This window comes from Mycobacterium sp. P4_H6 (genome assembly GCF_056400845.1).
On sequence record NZ_JBFUKN010000073.1, the window covers coordinates 13,219 to 32,194 of the forward strand.

At 67.2% G+C, this 18,976-nt stretch carries 20 protein-coding genes and 1 tRNA gene; 9 read left to right on the top strand and 12 right to left on the bottom strand.

Annotated elements, in window-relative coordinates:
* Positions 1 to 21 precede the first annotated feature (21 nt).
* The 3 genes from AC1DTF_RS24225 to AC1DTF_RS24235 all read left to right on the top strand — a co-directional run bounded on the left by AC1DTF_RS24225 (position 22) and on the right by AC1DTF_RS24235 (position 2,195).
* A complete protein-coding gene (locus AC1DTF_RS24225; RefSeq protein WP_057171227.1) occupies positions 22 to 492 on the top strand; it encodes a carboxymuconolactone decarboxylase family protein in 471 nt (156 codons plus the stop codon).
* Positions 444 to 1,169 (top strand): phosphotransferase family protein, encoded by a 726-nt coding sequence (locus AC1DTF_RS24230; RefSeq protein WP_477475922.1) that lies wholly within the window; start codon positions 444 to 446, stop codon positions 1,167 to 1,169. Before AC1DTF_RS24225 ends, AC1DTF_RS24230 begins: the two co-directional genes overlap by 49 nt.
* Positions 1,170 to 1,478: 309 nt before the next feature.
* Entirely contained in the window at positions 1,479 to 2,195 is a 717-nt protein-coding gene (locus AC1DTF_RS24235) for a TMEM165/GDT1 family protein (RefSeq protein WP_477475923.1), read from the top strand.
* Here the strand turns inward: AC1DTF_RS24235 and AC1DTF_RS24240 are convergent.
* The 9 genes from AC1DTF_RS24240 to AC1DTF_RS24280 form a co-directional block, all read right to left on the bottom strand.
* Positions 2,192 to 2,554, bottom strand: coding sequence for a TFIIB-type zinc ribbon-containing protein (locus AC1DTF_RS24240; RefSeq protein WP_082614564.1), 363 nt, complete (start codon positions 2,552 to 2,554; stop codon positions 2,192 to 2,194). The two genes, AC1DTF_RS24235 and AC1DTF_RS24240, sit on opposite strands and share 4 nt — an antisense overlap.
* A 41-nt stretch (positions 2,555 to 2,595) precedes the next feature.
* The gene (locus AC1DTF_RS24245) at positions 2,596 to 3,981 is read right to left on the bottom strand and encodes an HNH endonuclease signature motif containing protein (protein ID WP_477475924.1); all 1,386 of its coding nucleotides are present in this window, start codon (positions 3,979 to 3,981) and stop codon (positions 2,596 to 2,598) included.
* Between the two features lie 10 nt (positions 3,982 to 3,991).
* Positions 3,992 to 4,789 (bottom strand): alpha/beta fold hydrolase, encoded by a 798-nt coding sequence (locus AC1DTF_RS24250; RefSeq protein ID WP_477475925.1) that lies wholly within the window; start codon positions 4,787 to 4,789, stop codon positions 3,992 to 3,994.
* A gap of 10 nt (positions 4,790 to 4,799) precedes the next feature.
* A complete protein-coding gene (locus AC1DTF_RS24255; protein WP_477475926.1) occupies positions 4,800 to 5,432 on the bottom strand; it encodes a hypothetical protein in 633 nt (210 codons plus the stop codon).
* A gap of 70 nt (positions 5,433 to 5,502) precedes the next feature.
* A complete protein-coding gene (gene wzm / locus AC1DTF_RS24260; RefSeq protein ID WP_477475927.1) occupies positions 5,503 to 6,333 on the bottom strand; it encodes a galactan export ABC transporter permease subunit Wzm/RfbD in 831 nt (276 codons plus the stop codon).
* Positions 6,330 to 7,271 carry a galactofuranosyltransferase GlfT1 gene (glfT1, locus tag AC1DTF_RS24265; RefSeq protein WP_477475928.1) on the bottom strand — a complete coding sequence of 314 codons (942 nt, stop codon included), beginning with the start codon at positions 7,269 to 7,271 and terminating at the stop codon, positions 6,330 to 6,332. The genes wzm and glfT1 overlap by 4 nt, the downstream gene beginning before the upstream one ends.
* Positions 7,261 to 8,064 carry a galactan export ABC transporter ATP-binding subunit Wzt/RfbE gene (gene wzt / locus AC1DTF_RS24270; RefSeq protein WP_057171135.1) on the bottom strand — a complete coding sequence of 268 codons (804 nt, stop codon included), beginning with the start codon at positions 8,062 to 8,064 and terminating at the stop codon, positions 7,261 to 7,263. Before wzt ends, glfT1 begins: the two co-directional genes overlap by 11 nt.
* A gap of 6 nt (positions 8,065 to 8,070) precedes the next feature.
* Positions 8,071 to 8,568, bottom strand: a complete 498-nt coding sequence (locus tag AC1DTF_RS24275) for a bacterial proteasome activator family protein (RefSeq protein ID WP_057171134.1) — start codon at positions 8,566 to 8,568, stop codon at positions 8,071 to 8,073.
* Entirely contained in the window at positions 8,555 to 10,549 is a 1,995-nt protein-coding gene (locus AC1DTF_RS24280) for a DUF6541 family protein (protein ID WP_477475929.1), read from the bottom strand. The genes AC1DTF_RS24275 and AC1DTF_RS24280 overlap by 14 nt, the downstream gene beginning before the upstream one ends.
* Positions 10,550 to 10,662: 113 nt before the next feature.
* Here AC1DTF_RS24280 and AC1DTF_RS24285 point away from each other — a divergent pair, with 113 nt between their 5' ends.
* Complete coding sequence (locus AC1DTF_RS24285) at positions 10,663 to 11,859, top strand: cysteine desulfurase-like protein (protein WP_057171132.1); 1,197 nt, start codon at positions 10,663 to 10,665, stop codon at positions 11,857 to 11,859.
* Here the strand turns inward: AC1DTF_RS24285 and AC1DTF_RS24290 are convergent, their stop codons facing one another.
* Complete coding sequence (locus AC1DTF_RS24290) at positions 11,860 to 12,831, bottom strand: NAD(P)H-quinone oxidoreductase (protein WP_477475930.1); 972 nt, start codon at positions 12,829 to 12,831, stop codon at positions 11,860 to 11,862.
* Between the two features lie 41 nt (positions 12,832 to 12,872).
* On the opposite strand from AC1DTF_RS24290, the gene AC1DTF_RS24295 reads away from it, so the two are divergent.
* The 3 genes from AC1DTF_RS24295 to AC1DTF_RS24305 all read left to right on the top strand — a co-directional run bounded on the left by AC1DTF_RS24295 (position 12,873) and on the right by AC1DTF_RS24305 (position 14,977).
* Positions 12,873 to 13,385, top strand: a complete 513-nt coding sequence (locus tag AC1DTF_RS24295; protein WP_057171130.1) for a MarR family winged helix-turn-helix transcriptional regulator — start codon at positions 12,873 to 12,875, stop codon at positions 13,383 to 13,385.
* A gap of 19 nt (positions 13,386 to 13,404) precedes the next feature.
* Positions 13,405 to 13,494 (top strand) — tRNA-Ser (locus AC1DTF_RS24300).
* A gap of 493 nt (positions 13,495 to 13,987) precedes the next feature.
* Entirely contained in the window at positions 13,988 to 14,977 is a 990-nt protein-coding gene (locus tag AC1DTF_RS24305) for a hypothetical protein (protein WP_477475931.1), read from the top strand.
* A 258-nt stretch (positions 14,978 to 15,235) separates the two neighbouring features.
* Here the strand turns inward: AC1DTF_RS24305 and AC1DTF_RS24310 are convergent, their stop codons facing one another.
* A complete protein-coding gene (locus tag AC1DTF_RS24310; RefSeq protein ID WP_442928793.1) occupies positions 15,236 to 15,610 on the bottom strand; it encodes a MerR family transcriptional regulator in 375 nt (124 codons plus the stop codon).
* 805 nt (positions 15,611 to 16,415) lie between these two features.
* Positions 16,416 to 17,444 (bottom strand): hypothetical protein, encoded by a 1,029-nt coding sequence (locus AC1DTF_RS24315; protein WP_156409468.1) that lies wholly within the window; start codon positions 17,442 to 17,444, stop codon positions 16,416 to 16,418.
* A gap of 160 nt (positions 17,445 to 17,604) precedes the next feature.
* Between AC1DTF_RS24315 and AC1DTF_RS24320 the strand changes: the two genes are divergently transcribed.
* Positions 17,605 to 18,648, top strand: coding sequence for a linear amide C-N hydrolase (locus tag AC1DTF_RS24320; RefSeq protein WP_477475932.1), 1,044 nt, complete (start codon positions 17,605 to 17,607; stop codon positions 18,646 to 18,648).
* A gap of 69 nt (positions 18,649 to 18,717) precedes the next feature.
* The coding region (locus AC1DTF_RS24325; RefSeq protein ID WP_477475933.1) for an NAD(P)H-binding protein at positions 18,718 to 18,976 on the top strand (259 nt) is incomplete at its 3' end.

An 18,976-nucleotide genomic window follows, 5' to 3' on the forward strand; every position in this document is an offset into this window, starting at 1 on the left:
TTTCGGGCTAGCGTGGTGATCATGACGCAGACATTGGAGAACCCCACCGCACTCGACCGCCTGAACATCTACAAGGTGTCCCCGGAGCTCTACGACGCCATGATGAAGCTGTCGACCGCGTCGGCCAAGGACATCGACCCGACCATCGGAGAACTTGTCAAGATCCGTGCCTCGCAGATCAATCACTGCGCGTTCTGCCTGGACATGCACGTCGCGGATGCGCGCAAGCAGGGTGAGACCGAGCAGCGGCTGGCTCTCGTCGCGGCGTGGGAGGAGGCCGGCAACCTGTTCACCGAACAGGAGCGCGCTGCCCTGGAGCTCACCGAGGCCATCACCGAGCTGCACCACGGGCACGTCCCCGATGAGGTCTACGCCAAGGCCGCCGCGGTGTTCAGTGAGAAGGAACTCGCCCAGGTGATCGCGATGGCCGTCACCATCAATGCATGGAACCGGTTCAACGTCGCCACCCGGATGCCGGCACCCCGTCGCTAGTCACCAAACTCCACCCACCGGGCACCGACCCGCAGGCGCTGCGTGAGCGTCTGCGGGTCGCCGTGCGTTGTCCGGAGTTGTTGTCCCCGGTGAGCACGGAGCCCGAGGCGGTGGGCGATCAGTGGCTGACCCGGTGGCCGAGAATCGAGATGGTCGCGCAGGACCCCGCCGTTCTGCCGTGGACGCAGGCGGGTGCGCTGCTCGCTCGGCTGCACCGGGAACCGTTGGGGGACTTTCTGGTTCCGCACGGTGGGCCCGCGCGGTTGACCCGAGCGCTGGTCCGGCTCGACACGGACCCGGTCGCGGACGTCATCCGCCGCGCCGCGGACCGGCTGGAGTTCCCCGCCGGGCAGATACGCCTGGCGCACGGCGACTTTCATCTCGGGCAGCTCGGCAGCGACGGGCAGCAGTGGCTGCTCCTCGATATCGACGATCTCGGCGTCGGGGATGCGCGCTGGGACCTGGCGCGGCCGGCAGGATTCTGGGCCGCCGGCATGGTGCCGGATGCCGATTGGCACGCCTTCCTGCGCGGGTACCGCGAGGCCGACGGGCCGGCGCTGCCCGAGGGTGATCCGTGKCCCGCCCTGGATTCTTTCGCCCGCGCGGCCGTGATCACCGCTGCGGCCAATCATCCCGACGATGAGCTGCTGGTTGCGGCCTGCGCGAGGATGGGCTGACCGGCATCGGAACAGAATTGTTCGAGGGCTCGAACTTTCGCTGTGGGGAACCGAAAACTATTGATACGTAACGTCTTTCAACAGCGCAGGGTTTGCGATACCGCTTGTGCTGTGTCAAGCTTGCAGTGCGAAGGGGAGTAGCCCCAAATCGGTTGATCGACATACTGGCCCAGCGGTAGCCCGCGAAGCCCGGTCACCGAACCGGCAGCTGTGCCGGTGGGCGAGACCTTCGGCCGTAGTAGACCGTATGGTTTCTGGCCGGAGGCATCTAGTGAACTCCGCCGGAAACCACCGATCGAGGGGTTGTCCGTGATCTCCGCGCTCCTGTTGAGCTTCGCAGTCATCTTCGTCGCCGAGCTGGGTGACAAGACCCAGCTCGTGGCGATGACGTTCGCGCTGCGCTACCGCTGGTGGGTGGTGCTGGGTGCGATCACCGTCGCGACCACGCTGGTCCACGTGCTCTCGGTCGCCATCGGCCATTACCTGGGCGCGGCGCTGCCGGGACATCTGCTCGGCATCATCGCCGGCGCGATGTTCGTGTTCTTCGGGCTGTGGACGCTGCGCGGCGACAGCCTCAGCGATGAAGAGAAGAGCCGGGTCCAGCGCGCCTCCGGCATCGCGTTCTTCGTGGTCACCTCGGCGTTCTTCCTGGCGGAGCTGGGCGACAAGACCATGCTCGCCACCATCACGCTGGCCGCCGACAACAACTGGCTGGGCGTCTGGATCGGATCGACGCTGGGCATGGTCGTCGCCGACGGGCTGGCGATCATCGTGGGCGCCGTCGCCGGCAAGCACCTTCCGGAGCGGCTCATCCAGATCGGCGCGGCGGCGTTGTTCCTGCTGTTCGGCGTCTTCATGCTGCTGGAGAACATCGTCGCGAGCGCGCCCTTCTGGGTGATCGCGCTGGCCACCGCCGCCATCCTGGGGCTCGTCGCGCTCGGTCTGCGCGCCCTCCCCCTGCGGTACCGCCCCGCGGTGCTGAAGCCGGTGCCTGCCGACCCCGAGCCCGCGGTGTCGCAGCCCTAGCTGGAGAAGAACAGCCGCCCGAAGCCCTGTTTGCGGTAGTGCTTGTTACCGCGATGACCCCAGCCGGGGCCCTGTCCGTAGCTCGAGCCATAGCCCGAGCCGTAGTCCTGCCCGTAGCCCTGCTGAGGTGGCGCCTGCTGCGGGGCCGCCTGCATGAACCGGTTCTCCATCTGGGTCAATGATTCCAGCTCGCCGAAGTCCAGGAAGATCCCGCGGCAGGAGTCGCACTGTTCCAGGTGGATGCCGTTGCGTTCATAGGTCTTCATCACCCCGGCGCACTTGGGACACAGCAGGGTGTTGCCCACACCGCCGGGGAACGGGTTGGCGGGCTTGGGCGGCTCATATGGCGGGATGCTCATATGCGCACAACGCATGAACCGCCGCTGAAGTGCCGCGGACCTCAGAACGGCGGCGGGTCGGCCTCGATGTCGGCCCGATTCAAGGCCCGCTCGTACGCTATCCGGTAGGCAAGGTTCTGTGCCCGGGTGCGCTTGCGGGTGGGCATCGCCAGCCCACGTAGTGGGTGCCGCGGTGGGGGCGGCGGGTGCGTGAGCGTCGCGGACGGCGTACTCAGCTGCGGGAAGAACGGCGCACCGCCCGGCGTGGTGGTGTAGGTCCGGCCGTTGGGTGCGGTGAAGGTGATGGTGCCGTCGGGCTCCTGGCGATCCGACCAGCCGTTGCAGAACGTCTTCACCAGATGATGGATCCGGCAATAGAGCTTGGTGTTCGACGGGTGGGTCACCCCGTAGGGCCACGCCACCGTGTGGTCGATGTCGCAGCGCCCGATCGGGACGTTGCAGCCGGGCCAGCGGCAGGTCAGATCGCGGCAGCGTACGAAGTCGGTCAGTTTCTTCGACGGGTGATAGCCGGGTTCGGATCCCAGCTCATCCGCATCGGGCACGGGCCGGACTTCAGCGTGCGGCAACATCTCCTGCACCTGTTCGGAGGCGACCACGCCGTACCCGGGTAGCACTGCGGGGCGGTCGGATTCACCGGTGACGGTGCCCTGTTCGGCGAGGACGTGGATGACGATGTGGCCCTTGGGCGTTTCGTTGCCGGCGGCCGGGCAGTTGTCGTCGGCGCACAGGCACGGGATGCTCGTGGCGCCGAGTGTCAGTGCCTCGACGGAGTCGGCGCGCCGCTCGTCGAAGGTACGCGGGTCATCCGGGCAGACGGTGCGCGCCAAGGCATCGAGGCCCTGATCGAAGACCGCACCCTTGGCGGCATCGACGCGGCCGTGGATCTCGACCATGCCGTCGCCGATCGGTTCGACAGTGATCCCACGCTGCTGCCGCGCCTGCCGTGCCCGCCGTACGGCCTCGGGGTCCACGTCGACGATCATCCAGTCGACCAGCTCGGCGATCCGCTCATCGGACAACGCATTCCACGAGGGTGCCGCCTCGGCCAATTGCGTGTCGATGACCGCCATGACGTCGGGGTCGGTGATCAGCGCGGTGCGGTGCAGGATGACCCGCAGGACGCGAAGGTCCACGGTGCCGGTGGCGAAGTTGTCGGCGAATCTCGGCAGCCGGGTGAGCAGGTCGCGACCCTGGGTGATCAGGGTGCAGGCCCGGCCGCGGCTGATCCCGAGCTCGGCACCCAGCTCGGCGGCGGCCAGTTCCCAGTCATCGACGATGAGGTCCTCGAACGCGTGACCCAGCTCGGCCATCCTGGCCAGCGCGAACCGGCCGGCCTCGATCAACTTGAGGGCAACGGCCATCCGCTCGGCGCGCAGCTGATCGCGCGCACCATCGAGGTGAGCAGTAGTACCCCGACCTTCGAACATATGTGCGATTCTACGTCGACCCCCCGACACGTGAATCGAAGAATGTCTGCAGAGCCGCGGCGAACTGATCGGGCACCGTCGCGGTGGCGAAATGCGACTCGTCGGGCCACACCACGCGCTCGGCATGCGGTAGCGCGGCAGCCAGGAGGTCCATGCCCTCCGGAAGTGGTGACCAACTCTGCCCGCCCTGCATCAGCAGGACCGGCACACCGATCGTCGACCATCGTTCGGTATCGGTATCGGCGTCGTCGCCGGCCATCGCCTCCAGATCGGCGAGTGCCGCCATCGCCGCCACCGGGTCGTCCGGAATCGACGGCCCGTCTGCCAGTAAGTCGGCCGGCATCCGGGCGGCCTCACGCAGGAACAGTTCGAGCGCGTCCGCGTATCGCACTGTGGTGAAGAGCCTTTGGTACTGCTCGATCACCGGCACCAGATGCGGACCCGCCTGCAGCAACGGCGGCTCGAACAGTGCCAGCGACGCAATGCGGTCCGCGTCGGCCCGTGCGGCGTGTAGCGCGACCGTCGCCCCGTAGGAGCCGCCCACCACATGAGCCCGCCCGACGGCTTCGAGCACCGTCTGCAGATCGCCGGCCTCGGCGGCAAAGCTGTTGGGCGCCGGACCGACCCCACTGGGCTGGTGATTGCGCCGCGAGTACCGCACCACTTGATAACCCGTCAGGCGTGCGCCGATGTCGGCCCACGAGTTCAGGTCGCCGTTGGAGCCGTGCACGAACACGACCGGAGGGCCGGAGCCCGTCACCTCGGCGACGAGTCCGGTGCCGTCCGGTGCTGCCAGTTGGATGCCCACCAGGGGCACGTTAAGCGATGGCGTCCCGGATCGACTGCCGGGCCACCGAGATGCGGGCTTCGATCGCGTCGCGCAGTTCCACCGCGGTGGCGTTGAACTCACTCCACTCGCGATCGATGGCGTCGCGGACATCGCCGCGGCGGCTGGCGGTGGTGGCGACCGTGAACGCCCCGTCCGCGGCGGAGGACGCCAGCTCGCCCTGTGCGCGAACCAGCGCGCCGGCCACCTCGGCAGCCCCGACGATCACGGCATTCGGCAACACCGCCTGCTGACCGACGTAATCACCGACGGCGGTGCGGATCTGGCTACCCGCTGCGGCGACGGAATCCTGGACGGCCTCGCTGGTCTCACCCAGTGCGGCAGGAAGGGTGGCGCCGCTGCGGACCGCGGCGATCACCCTGGCCGGGGACTCCACGACCGCGACGCCCGCCTCGGTGGTGGCACTGAACAGCTCCTCGCTCAGGCGCTGGCCGGCGCCCAGTTGCCGTTCCAGTGCCTCGCGCACGACGAGTGCGCGACGGCGGAGGTCGGCCTCCCGTTCGGCGGATTCGTCGACCGCCGGGACGATCTCGGCGTCGATGAAACTGTCGGGGGCGGGCGCGGTGGTGTTCGCGGTGTTCTCAGGGGTGACGGTGTCGGTCATGAAAGGCCATTGAACGCGCCGCATCCGACTCCCCGGTGGCGTTCAGGTGACCACCGGGTGACGCCGGCCGCTACACCCAGTACGCCACGCGCGCTCGGTACTGACGCATGGCGAACGCGGCGGCGATCCAGCCGAGCGCCGTGCAGACCAGGACGACGATCCAGTGCCGCAGTTCCTGATCGGCGCCCAGCAGCGGCGCCCGGACGATGTCGACATAGTGCAGCAGCGGGTTGAACTCGATGATCTTCGCCCAGCCGCCGGCGCCCTGATCGCGCAGCGTCTGGTCGTTCCAGATGATCGGGGTCATGTAGAACAGCAGCTGCACCAGGCTGAACAGCAGCGGGCTGATATCGCGGTACCGGGTGGCCAGAATGCCGAAAACCAGTGCGACCCAGACACAATTGAGYACGATCAGGAACAGTGCCGGGATGAAGGCCAGATCGGTCCACTTCCATGGCTGCGGGAAGATGATGGCGATCACCACGAAGATGATGATGTTGTGCGCGAACAGCAACACCTGCCGCCACACCAATCGGTACACGTGCACGCTCAACGGGGTGGGCAGCTGTTTGATCAGACCCTCGTTGGCGACGAAGACGTCCGCGCCCTCGATGATGGCGGCGTTGATCAGGTTCCAGATGATCAGCCCGAGCGTGACGTAGGGCAGGTGCTCGGAGAGCTCCAGCTTGAACAGCTTGGAGTACAGACCGCCCAGCGCGACCGCCATGGTGCCGGTGGCGATGGTGATCCAGATGGGGCCGAGCACCGAGCGGCGGTACCGCTGCTTGATGTCCTGCCAGCCCAGGTGCAGCCACAGCTCGCGCTTGCCGAACCCGGCCGTCAGGTCGCCCCAGGCGCGGGTGAAGGACTTGGAGTTGGCCGCCGCGTCAACGAACGTCATCTGTTTCCCCCGTCGCTTGGCTCGCCCTGGGGGGGCGCCCCGAACCTTTCGAACTTCTCCTGCCGGCCCAACCGCCGCAGCCGCAGCCACTCACGCAGCCCGGCCGGGTCGCGGCGGGTGACCAGGAAGAACCAGCCGAAGCGCACCCATTCCTGGGGGACCAGCCGGCGTAAGCCGCGCTGCGCCTGCAGGTATCCGCGGTTGCGGTAGGTGAAGAAGCGTTTCGCCGCGTCATCGGGGTACTGGGTGTGCATACGCCCGCCGAGGATCGGCTTGAACTCGTCGGCGCCGTGCGGATGCAGGTAGGCCGCGTCCAGGCAGGTGCCGAACGGCAGCCCGGACTGCACCAGGCGACGGTGCACATCGGTCTCGTCACCGCGGATGAACAGGCGAAGGTCGGGCACACCGACCGATTCCAGTGCGGCAGCGGTGAACAGCGCACCGTTGAACAGCGACGCGATCCCGGGCAGCAGGTCATCGGAGCCGTCGACCTTCAACTCCGCGACGTGCCGGCGCCATGCGATGCCGCGCCGCAGCGGGAACGCCAGGCGTGTCGGGTCATCGAGATCGCACACCATCGGCGACACCTCGGCCAGCGAATGCTTCGCCGCGCACGCCAGCAGCGTCTGCAACACCGACGAGTCGGCGGGGCGGCCGTCGTCGTCGGCCAGCCACACCCAGTCCGCGCCGAGCGCCAGGGCATGCAACATGCCGAGCGCGAAACCGCCCGCGCCGCCCAGGTTTCGGCGCGACCCCAGATAGGTCGACGGCACCGGCTGGGATGCCACCAGTTCGCGCACCCGTGGATCGTCGTCGTTGTCGACCACGATGAGGTGCTCGGGCGGGCGGGTCTGGGTGCTCACCGCCTGCAGGGACACCGCGAGTGCCTCGACCCGGCGGTGGGTGACGATCACCGCGATCACCGATTCAGGCGTCATCACGAGCATTCTCGGCGAGCACCTCGCGCACATGCCGGGCCGCATCCGGGCCCTCGTAGGCGCCGACGACCTCTTCGATACCGCCGGTCATCTTGATGGTGCCGTGATCGACCCACATCGCGGTCTTGCACAGCTGGGCCAGGAACTCGTTGGAATGGCTGGCGAACACCAGGATTCCGGATCTGGCCACCAGGCTCTGCAGCCGGGTGCGGGCCTTCTTCATGAACTCCGCGTCGACCGCACCGATACCCTCGTCGAGCAGCAGGATCTCCGGGTCGATGCTGGTGACCACGCCCATCGCCAGCCGAACCCGCATACCGGTGGAGTAGGTGCGCAGCGGCATGGACAGGTAGTCGCCCAGTTCGGTGAAGTCGGCGATCTCATCCACCTTGGCCATCATCTGCTTGCGGGTCTGACCCAGGAACAGTCCGCGGATGATGATGTTCTCGAACCCGGAGATCTCCGGGTCCATGCCGACACCGAGGTCGAACACCGGCGCCACCCTGCCCCGTACCGTGGCCGATCCGCGGGTGGGCTCATAGATTCCCGACAGCAGCCGCAGCAGTGTCGACTTTCCCGCGCCGTTGTGGCCCACGAGACCGACCCGGTCGCCCATCTGCAGCGACATGGTGATGTCACGCAGCGCCTCGATGACGACCACGTTGGATTCGTTGCGGCCGATGGTGCCGCCGGCCTTGCCGAGAAACGCCTTCTTCAGCGACCGCGACTTGGCATCGAAGATCGGGAACTCCACCCATGCGTTCTCGGTGGAGATGAACGGACTGTTCGACACGGGCGGCTACAGGTACTGCCCGGTGCCCGGGTGTCCCGGCCCGCGTTGTCCCGGAGCGGCCCCGGGAGGCAACTGACGCATCTGTTCCAGCTGGGCGCGGGCGGCCATCTGCTGCGCGAACAGCGCGGTCTGGATGCCGTGGAACAGTCCTTCGAGCCAGCCGACCAGCTGGGCCTGGGCGATGCGCAGCTCACCGTCGGTGGGCACGGCGTCATCGCTGAAGGGCAGGGTCAGCCGTTCCAGTTCCTCGCGCAGTTCCGGGGCCAGCCCGTCCTCGAGCTCGCGGATGCTGCTGCGGTGGATGGTGGCCAGCTTGCTGCGGCTCGCTTCGTCCAGCGGAGCCGCGCGCACCTCTTCCAGCAACTGCTTGATCATCGTGCCGATCCGCATCACCTTGGCGGGCTGCTCGACCAGGCCGGTCAAACCCCCGTCGTCATCCGCTGCGGCCTCGGCCGGATCGCCGGTGAGGATCTCGACGTTGTCGTCATCGTCAGGGTGGGTCATTGCTGTCCTGTCGTCTGATCTGGTCGGGTTGGTCACCGCGCCACTCATATATGCGGGACGCACCGTTGTCATAGATTTTCGTCCACGACCGTGAGCTGTCTAGCGACACTAGTCCGTCCGGCATGACGAACCCGCGGACCACCGGTGTGCTGGTGATGACATAGCGGATGTTCAGGGCGTGGACGGCCGCGGCGACGCGGGGGTCGGTGTCGGCGTCGTCGGCGTAGGCCCAGAACACGAAGCGATGCTCACCCGGGCCCTGCTGCACCGGATAGTCGTAGTGCGTCCACAGCGGGTGCAGCCCGGCCACCGCGTACATCCAGGCGGTGCCGTCGGTGTTGGCGTTGCCGATCAAGGTGTCGCGAGCCCCGGGTAACGACGCCAGGTAGGCAAAGCCCTCCAGGTCCTTCTCGCCGATCATCACGTTGTCGTACTTCTCGCCGAGCAGATAGCGGTGCCGCGGAAAGTAGTGCCAGGCCAGCCCCAGCACGGATGCGGCGAGCAGCACCGCGGCCAGGACCCGGCGGCTCCTGACCAGCGCCAGCACCAGCGCGGCCAGCGCGATACCGGCCATCGGGGTGTAGATCAGCGTCACCACCGCCGACAACCGGCGCGGGTCGCTGTAGAACAGGTCGCTGAATTTCCCGGTGACGAATCCGAGCGGTCCGCCGAACGGTGCGTCCGAGTGCACGATCGAGACGATCAGCAACGCCCACACGGCCAGCGGCCACCAGATCCGCCGGATTGCCAGCAGCAGCCCGCCGGCGGCGGCCAGGGCGATCAGGATGTTCTGGATCGGATAGTCGTTGAGGTGCCGGGTGTGCTGGACGATCGCGACGAACAGGGCCCGCTTGCGTCCCAGATGGTCGACGAAGGCGTGCCCGGCGATGATGTCGGCCTGACCCAGCACGCAGAGGAACTGGGGGAGCAGCACCAGCACCGCGGGCACCGCGATCCCGAGCAGGCTGAGGAAATCGGCGCGGCGCCCGTGCACCGGTGTGCGTAGGGCGGCCAGCAGCCACCACGCGGCGACGAACGCCACCACCACGACGCCGCCGGTGAGGTGCACCGAGAACACTCCGACCAGGGCCAGCACTGCCAGCGGGATCCGTTCGCGGTGCCGCACCGCGGAGATCGCCAGGACGGCGGTCGGCCCGGCGAGACCGTAGGCGACCAGATTGGGCATGGCCGCGACGTCGAACTCGACGTAGGGGACCGCGGTGAACGAGGCCGCCAGCGCCGCGGCGGTGCCGGCGGCGGCCGCGGCCTGCCAGCGGGTACCCGCTGAAATGATTCCCCGGTCGCTGCGCGCCAGCCCGCCGGTACCGACCATCTGCCAGGTCAGCGTCGCCGCACTCACCGGGAAGAGCCAGATCGCGGCGGTCAGTGCGCCGACGGTGTACGCGGTGGTGGCGGCCGCGCCGGTGAGCTGGCTGTACACCGCGGCCAGCGCGTGGAACGCCGACGGGTAGTACAGATCGGCGTGCGTCTCGACGTTGCGCAACTCACCCATGTGGGTGGGTGAGGCCTGGCCGGTCTCCAGGATCCAGCGGATGGTGTTGGCGTGCCAGACGGAGTCCCAGTTGCTCGGGATCGACTCCCAGTCGGCCGGCCTGAGCAAGGCCGCCAGTCCGATCAGCGCAGCCCCGATCAGCACGCCCGCGGCGACCGTCAGCATGGGTCCGTCGACCCCGCCCCGCCGGCCGCGGGGCCGCGGTTCGGGCTCGGTGAGCCGGTTCGCGGCGAGCCGCACCGCCGCCGCGGCGCCGAGCACGATTGCCAGCGCGCCGAGTGCCGACCAGCCGTTCCACGGGATGCCGAGCGCGCCGAACGGCACGATCGCAAGTGCCACAACGCCGTATGTCAGCACGGGCCCGACAGCAACGGCGACCGGCACGTTGAGCCCGGTGGTACGAGCGACCATTGCTCCGGGGCACACCAACAGCAACAGGGCTATTAGCACCCCGAACGACAAGCCCACTGCATTAGTATGGCTGCCGATGTGATCGAGGCCCCTACCGTGCGGTGCGGCCGGATCCTTTAACCCAATGTGTGTTCGTCTGTGCGTTTCACGGACGTTCTAAGGTGGCTGACATGGCGTACGACGTTGCCCGGGTGCGGGGGCTGCACCCGTCGCTGGGCGACGGCTGGGTGCACCTCGACGCGCAGAACGGGATGCTGCTGCCGGATTCGGTGGCCACCACCGTGTCGACCGCGTTCCGTGGCTCCAAGCCGATCGCCACGGGTCCGCATCCGTCGGCCCGGCGCAGTGCCACGGTGCTGGCCGCCGCGCGGCAGGCCGTCGCCGATTTCGTGGGGGCCGATCCGCAGGGGGTGGTGCTCGGCGCCGACCGGGCGGTGCTGCTGACCTCCCTGGCCGACGCCGCGTCGGTGCGGGTGGGGCTGGGCTACGAGATCGTGCTGTCCCGGTTGGACGACGAGGCGAACATCGCGCCGTGGCTGCGGGCCGCGAACCGGTACGGCGCCAAGGTCAAGTGGGCCGAGGTCGACATCGAGACCGGTGAACTGCCGCCCTGGCAGTGGGAGGGCCTGATCACGGCACCGACCCGCCTGGTGGCCATCACGTCGGCGTCGGCGACCCTGGGCACCATCACCGACCTGACGCCGGTGACCAAGCTGGTGCACGAGAACAGCGGCCTGGTGATCGTGGATCACTCCGCTGCGGCGCCCTACCGGATGATCGACATCGACGACATCGACGCCGATGTGGTGGCGCTGAACGCGGTGGCGTGGGGCGGCCCGCCGATCGGCGCGCTGGTGTTCCGTGACCCGGCCGTCATCGATCAATTCAGCTCGGTGTCCCTGGATCCGCACGCCACCGGCCCGGCGCGGCTGGAGACCGGCATCCACCAGTACGGTCTGCTCGGCGGTGTGGTGGCCAGCATCGAGTACCTCGCCAACCTGGACGAGGCGGCCTCCGGGACACGCCGGGAGCGGCTGTCGGTTTCCATGGAATCGGCTGCGCTGTACCTGGATCGGCTTTTCAACTACCTGCTGTCATCGCTGCGCTCGCTGCCGCTGGTGATGGTGCTGGGCAGCCCCGCCGAACGCATCCCGGTGCTGAGCCTGGCCGTCGATGGTGTGCCCGCCGAGCGGGTGATCCAGCGGCTGGCCGACAACGGGGTCCTGGTGGGCAGCAGTGAACACTCGCGCGTACTGGATGCTCTCGGCGTCAACGACATCGGTGGTGCGGTGACCATCGGTTTGTCGCACTACACGACCGCGGCCGAGGTCGACCAGCTGGTACGAGTGCTGGCCTCACTCGGCTGATCAACCGATTCGCAGCAGCACCTTGCCGGTGACCTCACCGGCGTTCAACAGCCGGTGCGCCTCGGCGGCCTCCTGCACGGGCAGTTCCGCTCCGATGATCGGGCGCACCCTGCCCGCCGCGATCAGCGGCCACACGTTGGCGGTCACCTGTTCCACGATCGCGCCCTTGCCGTCCGGGCCGTCGACCGGTCGTGACCGCAACGCGGTCGCCATGACCCCGGCGCGTTTGCCGAGCAACTTGGCGATGTTCAGTTCGGCTTTGATCCCGCCCTGCATCCCGATGATCACCAGACGTCCGCCGTCGGCCAGTGCGTCGATGTTCCGGTCCAGGTACTTGGCGCCCATGATGTCGAAGATGACGTCGGCGCCGCCGGCCTCGCGGATCCGTTCGGCGAAGTCCTCGTCGCGGTAGTTGATCAGGATCTCGGCACCCAGCTCCGAGCAGACGGCCAGCTTCTCGGCCGAACCTGCCGTCACGGCGACCCGGGTACCGAGTTCGCGGGCCAGCTGGATGGCGTGGGTGCCGATTCCGCTGGCTCCGCCGTGCACGAGCAGCAGCCCGCCGGGCCGCAGCCGCGCGGTCATCATCAGGTTGGACCAGACCGTGCACGCCACCTCGGGCAGCGCCGCGGCCTCGACGAGTTCGACGCTGTCGGGCACCGGCAGCAACTGTGCGGCGGGCACCGCGACGTACTCGGCGTATCCGCCGCCCGCCAGCAAAGCGCACACCGATTGGCCCACCGACCAGCCAGTGACACCGGGTCCGATCTCGGCGATGGTCCCCGAGACCTCCAGACCGAGGATGTCGCTGGCGCCCGGCGGAGGCGGATAGCTACCTCCGGCTTGGAGCAGATCGGCGCGATTCACGCCCGCTGCGGCGACCTTGATCACCACTTCACCCGCGTGAGCTGCGACGTCGGGAACTTCTTGCCATGTCATACGTTCGGTTGAAACCGCAACTATGGCCCACATTGGACCTACGCTACTACCCGTTTCAGCCGTACGATTGCGCGATGGAAGCGATTATTGGGGGGCGAACGGCAAGCACCATGCCGGGGCTGGATATCGCTGAGCAGAAATCTTGGCAAAATTTTCTGGACTCGGCGCTGCGCATCTATGCAACATTGAACCGGTCACTGGTCGATGCTCACGGACTCGCGCTCAACGATGTGCGGTTGCTCGACATCCTGGACAGCTCCGACAACGGATCTGCACGCATGGGCGACCTGGCCGAAGGGCTGATGTCGTTGCCCAGCCGGGTGACCCGCCAGATCCACCGGCTGGAGAAGCTGAACCTGGTGACCCGGGTCGCCAGCCCGGATGACCGCCGCGGCGTGCTGGCCACGATCACCGACGAGGGCCGCGCCCTGCTGGCCGAGGCGATGCAGACCTACAGCGCCGGCGTGCGCAACCACTACCTGGGCCGGCTGTCCCGTTCGCAGATCACCGCGACGGGGGAGAACTGCCGCCGGATCAGCGCCGGATTGCAGGCCGACGGACGGCCCGCGAAACTCGGACGGGTATAGACCGCTTAGGCTTGTCCACGGTGGCGTGGCAGAGCGGCCTAATGCACTCGCCTTGAAAGCGAGAGTCGGCTAACACCGACCGGGGGTTCAAATCCCTCCGCCACCGCCAAGAACTGTTTGCTCGATCTCGGCGAATCCGGGCTGCCTCGTTGTGGGCCAGGCCGAGCAGGAGGGCCGTTCGGGCCTCTCCTTGCGGCGGCGTCGAGCACGTAGGCGAAGCCGGTGTCTGTGTCGCTGTAGTCGAATGGCGGCGACGCCACCATTCCTCGGTCCAGTGCCCGACCGGCCTCATTCGGTGTCCCACGGGTCCGCCAGCAAATTCCGGTGTGGCCGCGCGGCGCCTTGGCTCAGCGAGGTCTGTCCGAGGCGGCGGAAGTTCCTGCGCACGTAGGGAATCGAGTGGGCGACCCTGAGGTGGCGGATGGTCCGGCGACTATCGGGACGCGTTTGCTTGCTGACAGGGGGTTCGTCGAGGTGAGTGCGTCGCGGTCCGCACAGCAACTTTGCTTGAAGGGAAATGCCAGTATCAGTGCGATTATTCGCGCACGGCAGCAAACATATTTGTGCTTATATGAGCTTCTCATCTAACCGAAGGGGGAGCGGTGGACGCTCAGGGCAATGTGCAGGCACGGATGGCACCGATGGTGGCGGTGACCGGTGCGGTGGTGATCGCCGCCGCGGCCGCGGTGAGCGCACCACCGGTGCAGCGGGCCGCGGAGAACGTCGCGCCTGCTGTCGTGCACGAGGTGAAGTCACTGCCGGTGCAGCTGATGGCCTACAACCCGTTCGTTCCCTACGCTCAGCCGGTCGGCGTGGTCGGGTACGCGCTGACGACGGTGTTCGCGACCCAGACCGCACTCTTGCTGCCGACCTTCGACGGGGCGACACAGGCTCTCACGGAGGCCGGTTTCGACCCGCGGTGGGCGAAGCAGCCTCAGCTGATCGCCCGGAGCCTGGTGCTGCCGATCGCCGTGGCCGTGCAGACCGCGCTGGTGGGCGGGCTGGAGGGAACCTACGTCTACGGCAAGTTCACCCCGGCCGAGGCGCTGAGCTTCTTCGTGGATGCGGTGAAGACCGCCATCGAGGGATTTGTCACCGCCGAGAAGGCACTGTTCGGCCAGTCGACGTTGGCCGCCAAGGTATCTGGGGCCACGGCCGCTGCGCCGGAGGTGTCGTCGACCGAGCTCCCGGATGCGGCATCGGTGGTGACGTTGTCGACTGCGCAGGCAGACTCTTCGGCGGCAACGGGGCTCAAGCACCCGACCGCTGACACGACGAAGCACGACGACGAGCAAGCCCAGACCGGCACGCCGGAGATCACCGGCGAGACCACTGCCCTCGACACCGCCGACGTGGTGACGTCCGTGCCGAAGAAACCCACGTTCAAGCTCCCGACACTGAAGCTGCCGAAGTTGAAGCTGCCGACGCTGAAGTTCCCCTCGCCGAAGAAGTCGACCCGGCCGGCCACGTCAACCGCGGGTGGCTCTGCGGCGAACGAGCAGGCGGACGATGACGGTGCTGATGCGTCGCCGAATGCCGGCCGGTCGGAGTCAACCGATCGCAGCGGTAACGCGGACGGCGCTGAGAACTAGCAGCGTGGGTCAGTCGGACCCAAACGTACTGCCTTCTCCAACAACCCGATACGTGTTTCTCACTGCGCGATGCGCGCCTCTGTGTCGGTCACTGCCTCAGGTCCCTTGAAGATGCCCATCACGCATAGGTTTCGCGGATGTATATGTCGGTGCGTTCGGGTTCGTGGTGCAGTTCAAGAGCATCGACAAAGCGCAGCTCGCTCGCGGCGATGTCCTTCTCGTCATCCTCGTCGTCCTATGGCGAGGCCCCGCTGAAACCTAATTGCCGGCGCCTGCGGCCGTGTCGTCGTCGCCCAAGCGGCTGTGGAGTTCGGAGTTGATCGCCTGCGCTTCGGCGAGTTGGTCTTCGAGGATGATGATTCGGCACGCCGCATCGAGGGCTGTTCCCTGGTCGACCAGTTCACGGGCGCGGGCGGCGATGCGCAGTTGATAGCGGGAGTATCTGCGATGCCCGCCCTCGGATCGCTGCGGGGCGAGCAACTTCGCCTCGTCGAGGCTGCGCAGGAACCCTGGTGTGGTTCCCAACATCTGAGCGGCGCTACCCATGCTGTAGGCCGGGTAGTCCTCGTCATCGAACCTGTCGTCGGGGGTCGTACCGGATGTGTTCTTCGGGGGTACCACAGCGCCTTCCAAGGCCTTACCAGAGGAACTATTCAAAGCCTGGAATTTACCGCAGGAAATAGAAGGGCCGGCAACCCGGCCATGAGACGCGCCGGGCCGCCGGCCCTGAGGAGATGGTTACCATCTATCGATACTGCTTCGTAGCTGCGGCATCGGCCCGCGACAACTTCTGCGGGCGATCCGACGGTAGCTCCTCCTTTCTTGCCGCCGAGTGAATCGACCTGCTCGGCACTTCTCACTGCGTACTGCAGCGACCCGGACCGGTATGGAGCGTCCGGTCGATACGGCTGGGCCGCTTTGAATCCCCTGCTTCGCGGGTAGTTCGTCATCTCCCGCGCTCGTGCTCTCTTCGTCATCAACAGGAACGAATGTAGCGCATCCAAATGGGGATGTCTACCTTCGCCACCATAGATTTTAACGCGCAGACGATGCAGAAATTCTTGGCCGGATCGAACGCCGCGGGATGTGTGCTGGGCCATATTGACGCGTTCGCAACCCGCATGTCATTGTCCTAAGGAACGATCTTGATATGTGCTCGGCAACTACAGCGCGTTACCGGTGCGCGCAGGATTCCCAGTTTGAGTCGGTTCGGCGGGACGGTGCGATGTATTCAGCAATAGCGGACGGGTTGCTCTTGCTGATGGCAGCAACTTCGGCAGCAGTGGCCCTGGTCACCGCCGCGCTGTCGGGTGAGCGGCGTCCCGGCCGCAGACGGCTGCGCACCAGGTGCACTTCCGCGGCTCGTGGGGCGTGTGAATGCAGCCGAGGCGAGTGCTCGATGTGCCCCGCGCGGTGGTCGCTGTGACCGGCGTGCTGCCTATTTTCGTCCCGATGCGGCCGACTTGACGCTGATGCTGCCGCGGCGATCCGAGTCCGCCCGGTCAGCCGAGGGTGATGCCGGCCCCGCGCGGAACGGACTGGGCAGCGAGATCGGTCCGAGCCGGAACCTGTTCGTGTGACCGGCAGGCGTCTCCGCGGTCGGCAACGACCGCGACACGGAGGCGTCGGTTTCCGCATCGTCAGCGGTGTCACCGGTCGGTGGTGTCGACGTCGGTGGCTGCGCGGTGTGTGCCGGCGCGACAGGCCGCTGGGCAACTTTGGGCTTCGTGGTGGCGGTTGCGACCGTCGCAGGCGCCGAGGCGCTCAGCGCGATGCGCTTGTCAGCCGCGACGGATTCATCCTCGGGCAGGACGCCGGTTCCACCGCTGAGCAGATCCTTCTCGGCGGCAATCGTATTGGCGATCGCCGTGCGCAGGCTCCTGGCCGACCAGAACACTGCCTGAGGCAGGGTGAACTTCCCGAGTTCGACGGTGCCCCCACCGATCAGGCCGGTGAGCGCTGTCTGGATGGTGACGGCGATCGGCACCAAGAGGTACCGGGACAGCAGCTCGGGCTGGTTGGCCAGGCGTGCGTCCAGGCCTCGGTCGCTCAGTTCCCGCGTGAAGCTCTGGGCGAGGCTGTCGAAAACAAGGCCGGGGATGGCTATCGGCAACGTCACCCACCACCCGAGTGACCCCTGCGGCGTTGTCGGCGTCGTGAACGGGTAAAACGGGCTGTAGCCCACAGGCGGGCGAACGGCCGCCACTGATGCATTGGACGTCAGGCTTTTTCGCGTTTCAGCGGACTCGACGTCGTTGGCGGCCGAGGGCATTGCGGTGGCATCTTCGATGGCTTGCTCCACCAAGCCGGCGAGACGTACCTGGAGTGTCTGCGGGGCAGGTGACGTCAGCGTGGCCACCCGTGTCGACGCCACGTGCGGTGGCATCGTGGAAATGGAGACCGATGCGGCCAGGACGGCTGTCGCCACAATCGACGCCGGTACCACGCTGCGGCGAGTATTTCCCACGATTCCCCCTCTGAGCGAAGCGGCCGGCGGCTTCGAGCGGGATCGTAGCAGCAAACTCGTCCGCGACGGATGGACAGCCGGAGCAGTGTAAGAGCCATGTCGCAGTGCCACTTTCCTCAGCCAGAACCGTTGCGGGACGGTCCTGGATAGGCTGTTCCGCATGTGTACTCGAGTGATCTGGCCGGAAGCCGGCGGAGCCGTCCTGGTGGGCCGCAACATGGACTTCCACAAGGATCTGCTGACCAACCTGTGGACACAGCCCCGCGGTGTCACCCGCGATGATGGCGTCACCGGCAAGCTGCGCTGGACCTCGAAATACGGCAGCGTCATCGCCGCGGCCTTCGACATCATCTCGGTGGACGGCCTCAACGAGGCCGGGCTGGCCGGGCACGTGCTGTGGCTCGCCGAGTCCACCTATGGCACACCGGACGCCGGCCGGACCCAGCTCAGCCAGGCCGTCTGGCTGCAGTACTTCCTGGACAATTTCGCCACGGTGGCCGACGCGGTGGCGTGGATCGCCGAGAGCGACGTCCAGGTCGTACAGATGGACGACCCCACCGGCGGCGATCCGCCCGCCATCCATCTGGCGCTCGACGACGCCTCCGGGGACTCGGCCATCATCGAGTACATCGACGGCAAGGCCACGGTGTACCACGACCGCACCTACCGGGTGATGACCAATTCTCCGACCTTCGACCAGCAACTGGAGTTGGTGAAGTCGTTCACCGGACTCGGGGGAACCGAGCCGTTGCCCGGTTCGACGCTGGCCGCCGACCGGTTCGCCCGCGCCAGCTATTACGCCGGCCGGCTCCCCGAACCCGCAAGTCAGGTGGAAGCCATCGCGTCGATGTTCTCGGTGATCCGCAATGCGGCGCAGCCGTTCCGGATCCCCGACCCGGGCAAGCCTGATGCCTCGCAGACCATCTGGCAGGTGGTGCTGGACCTGACGAACAAACGGTACGTCTACGAATCGACCACCCGGCCCAACATCGTGTGGGTGGACCTGGCCGACCTCGACTTCGCCGAGGGGAGCCCGCAGCTCAAGCTGGACCTGCAGAGCCAACTGGCAGTGCAGGGCGGGATCGCGGGCAATGTGTCCGGCCGGTTCGAGGACAAGGGCCCGATGACGTTCCTGTCACTGAAGTTGTTGCAAGAGCTGGAATCCGCGGCAGCAACACATAAGGTGGCTACTTCGCCCCAGTGAGCACCGCGCCGGGTCTACCGTGAGCCCATGCCCAGAATCGGGTTGCCGGTGAAGGCGGGTGTTCGGTAGATGCGTGTATTGGTGGCGGGGGCGACCAGTGTCCCGGGCATTCCGCTGCTGCGGGAGCTCACCGCGCGTGGTCACGAGGTCATCGGGGTGACGCGATCCGCGGCGAAAACGCCGCAGATCGCCGCGTGCGGCGCCGAGCCCGTGGTGGCCGATGTACTCGACGCCGGCCAGATCGATTCGGCGCTCGTGGAATTCGCCCCCGAGGTGGTGGTGAGCCTGCTGACCACCCTGCCGAAGCTGGGGCCCAAGCGGATCAAGG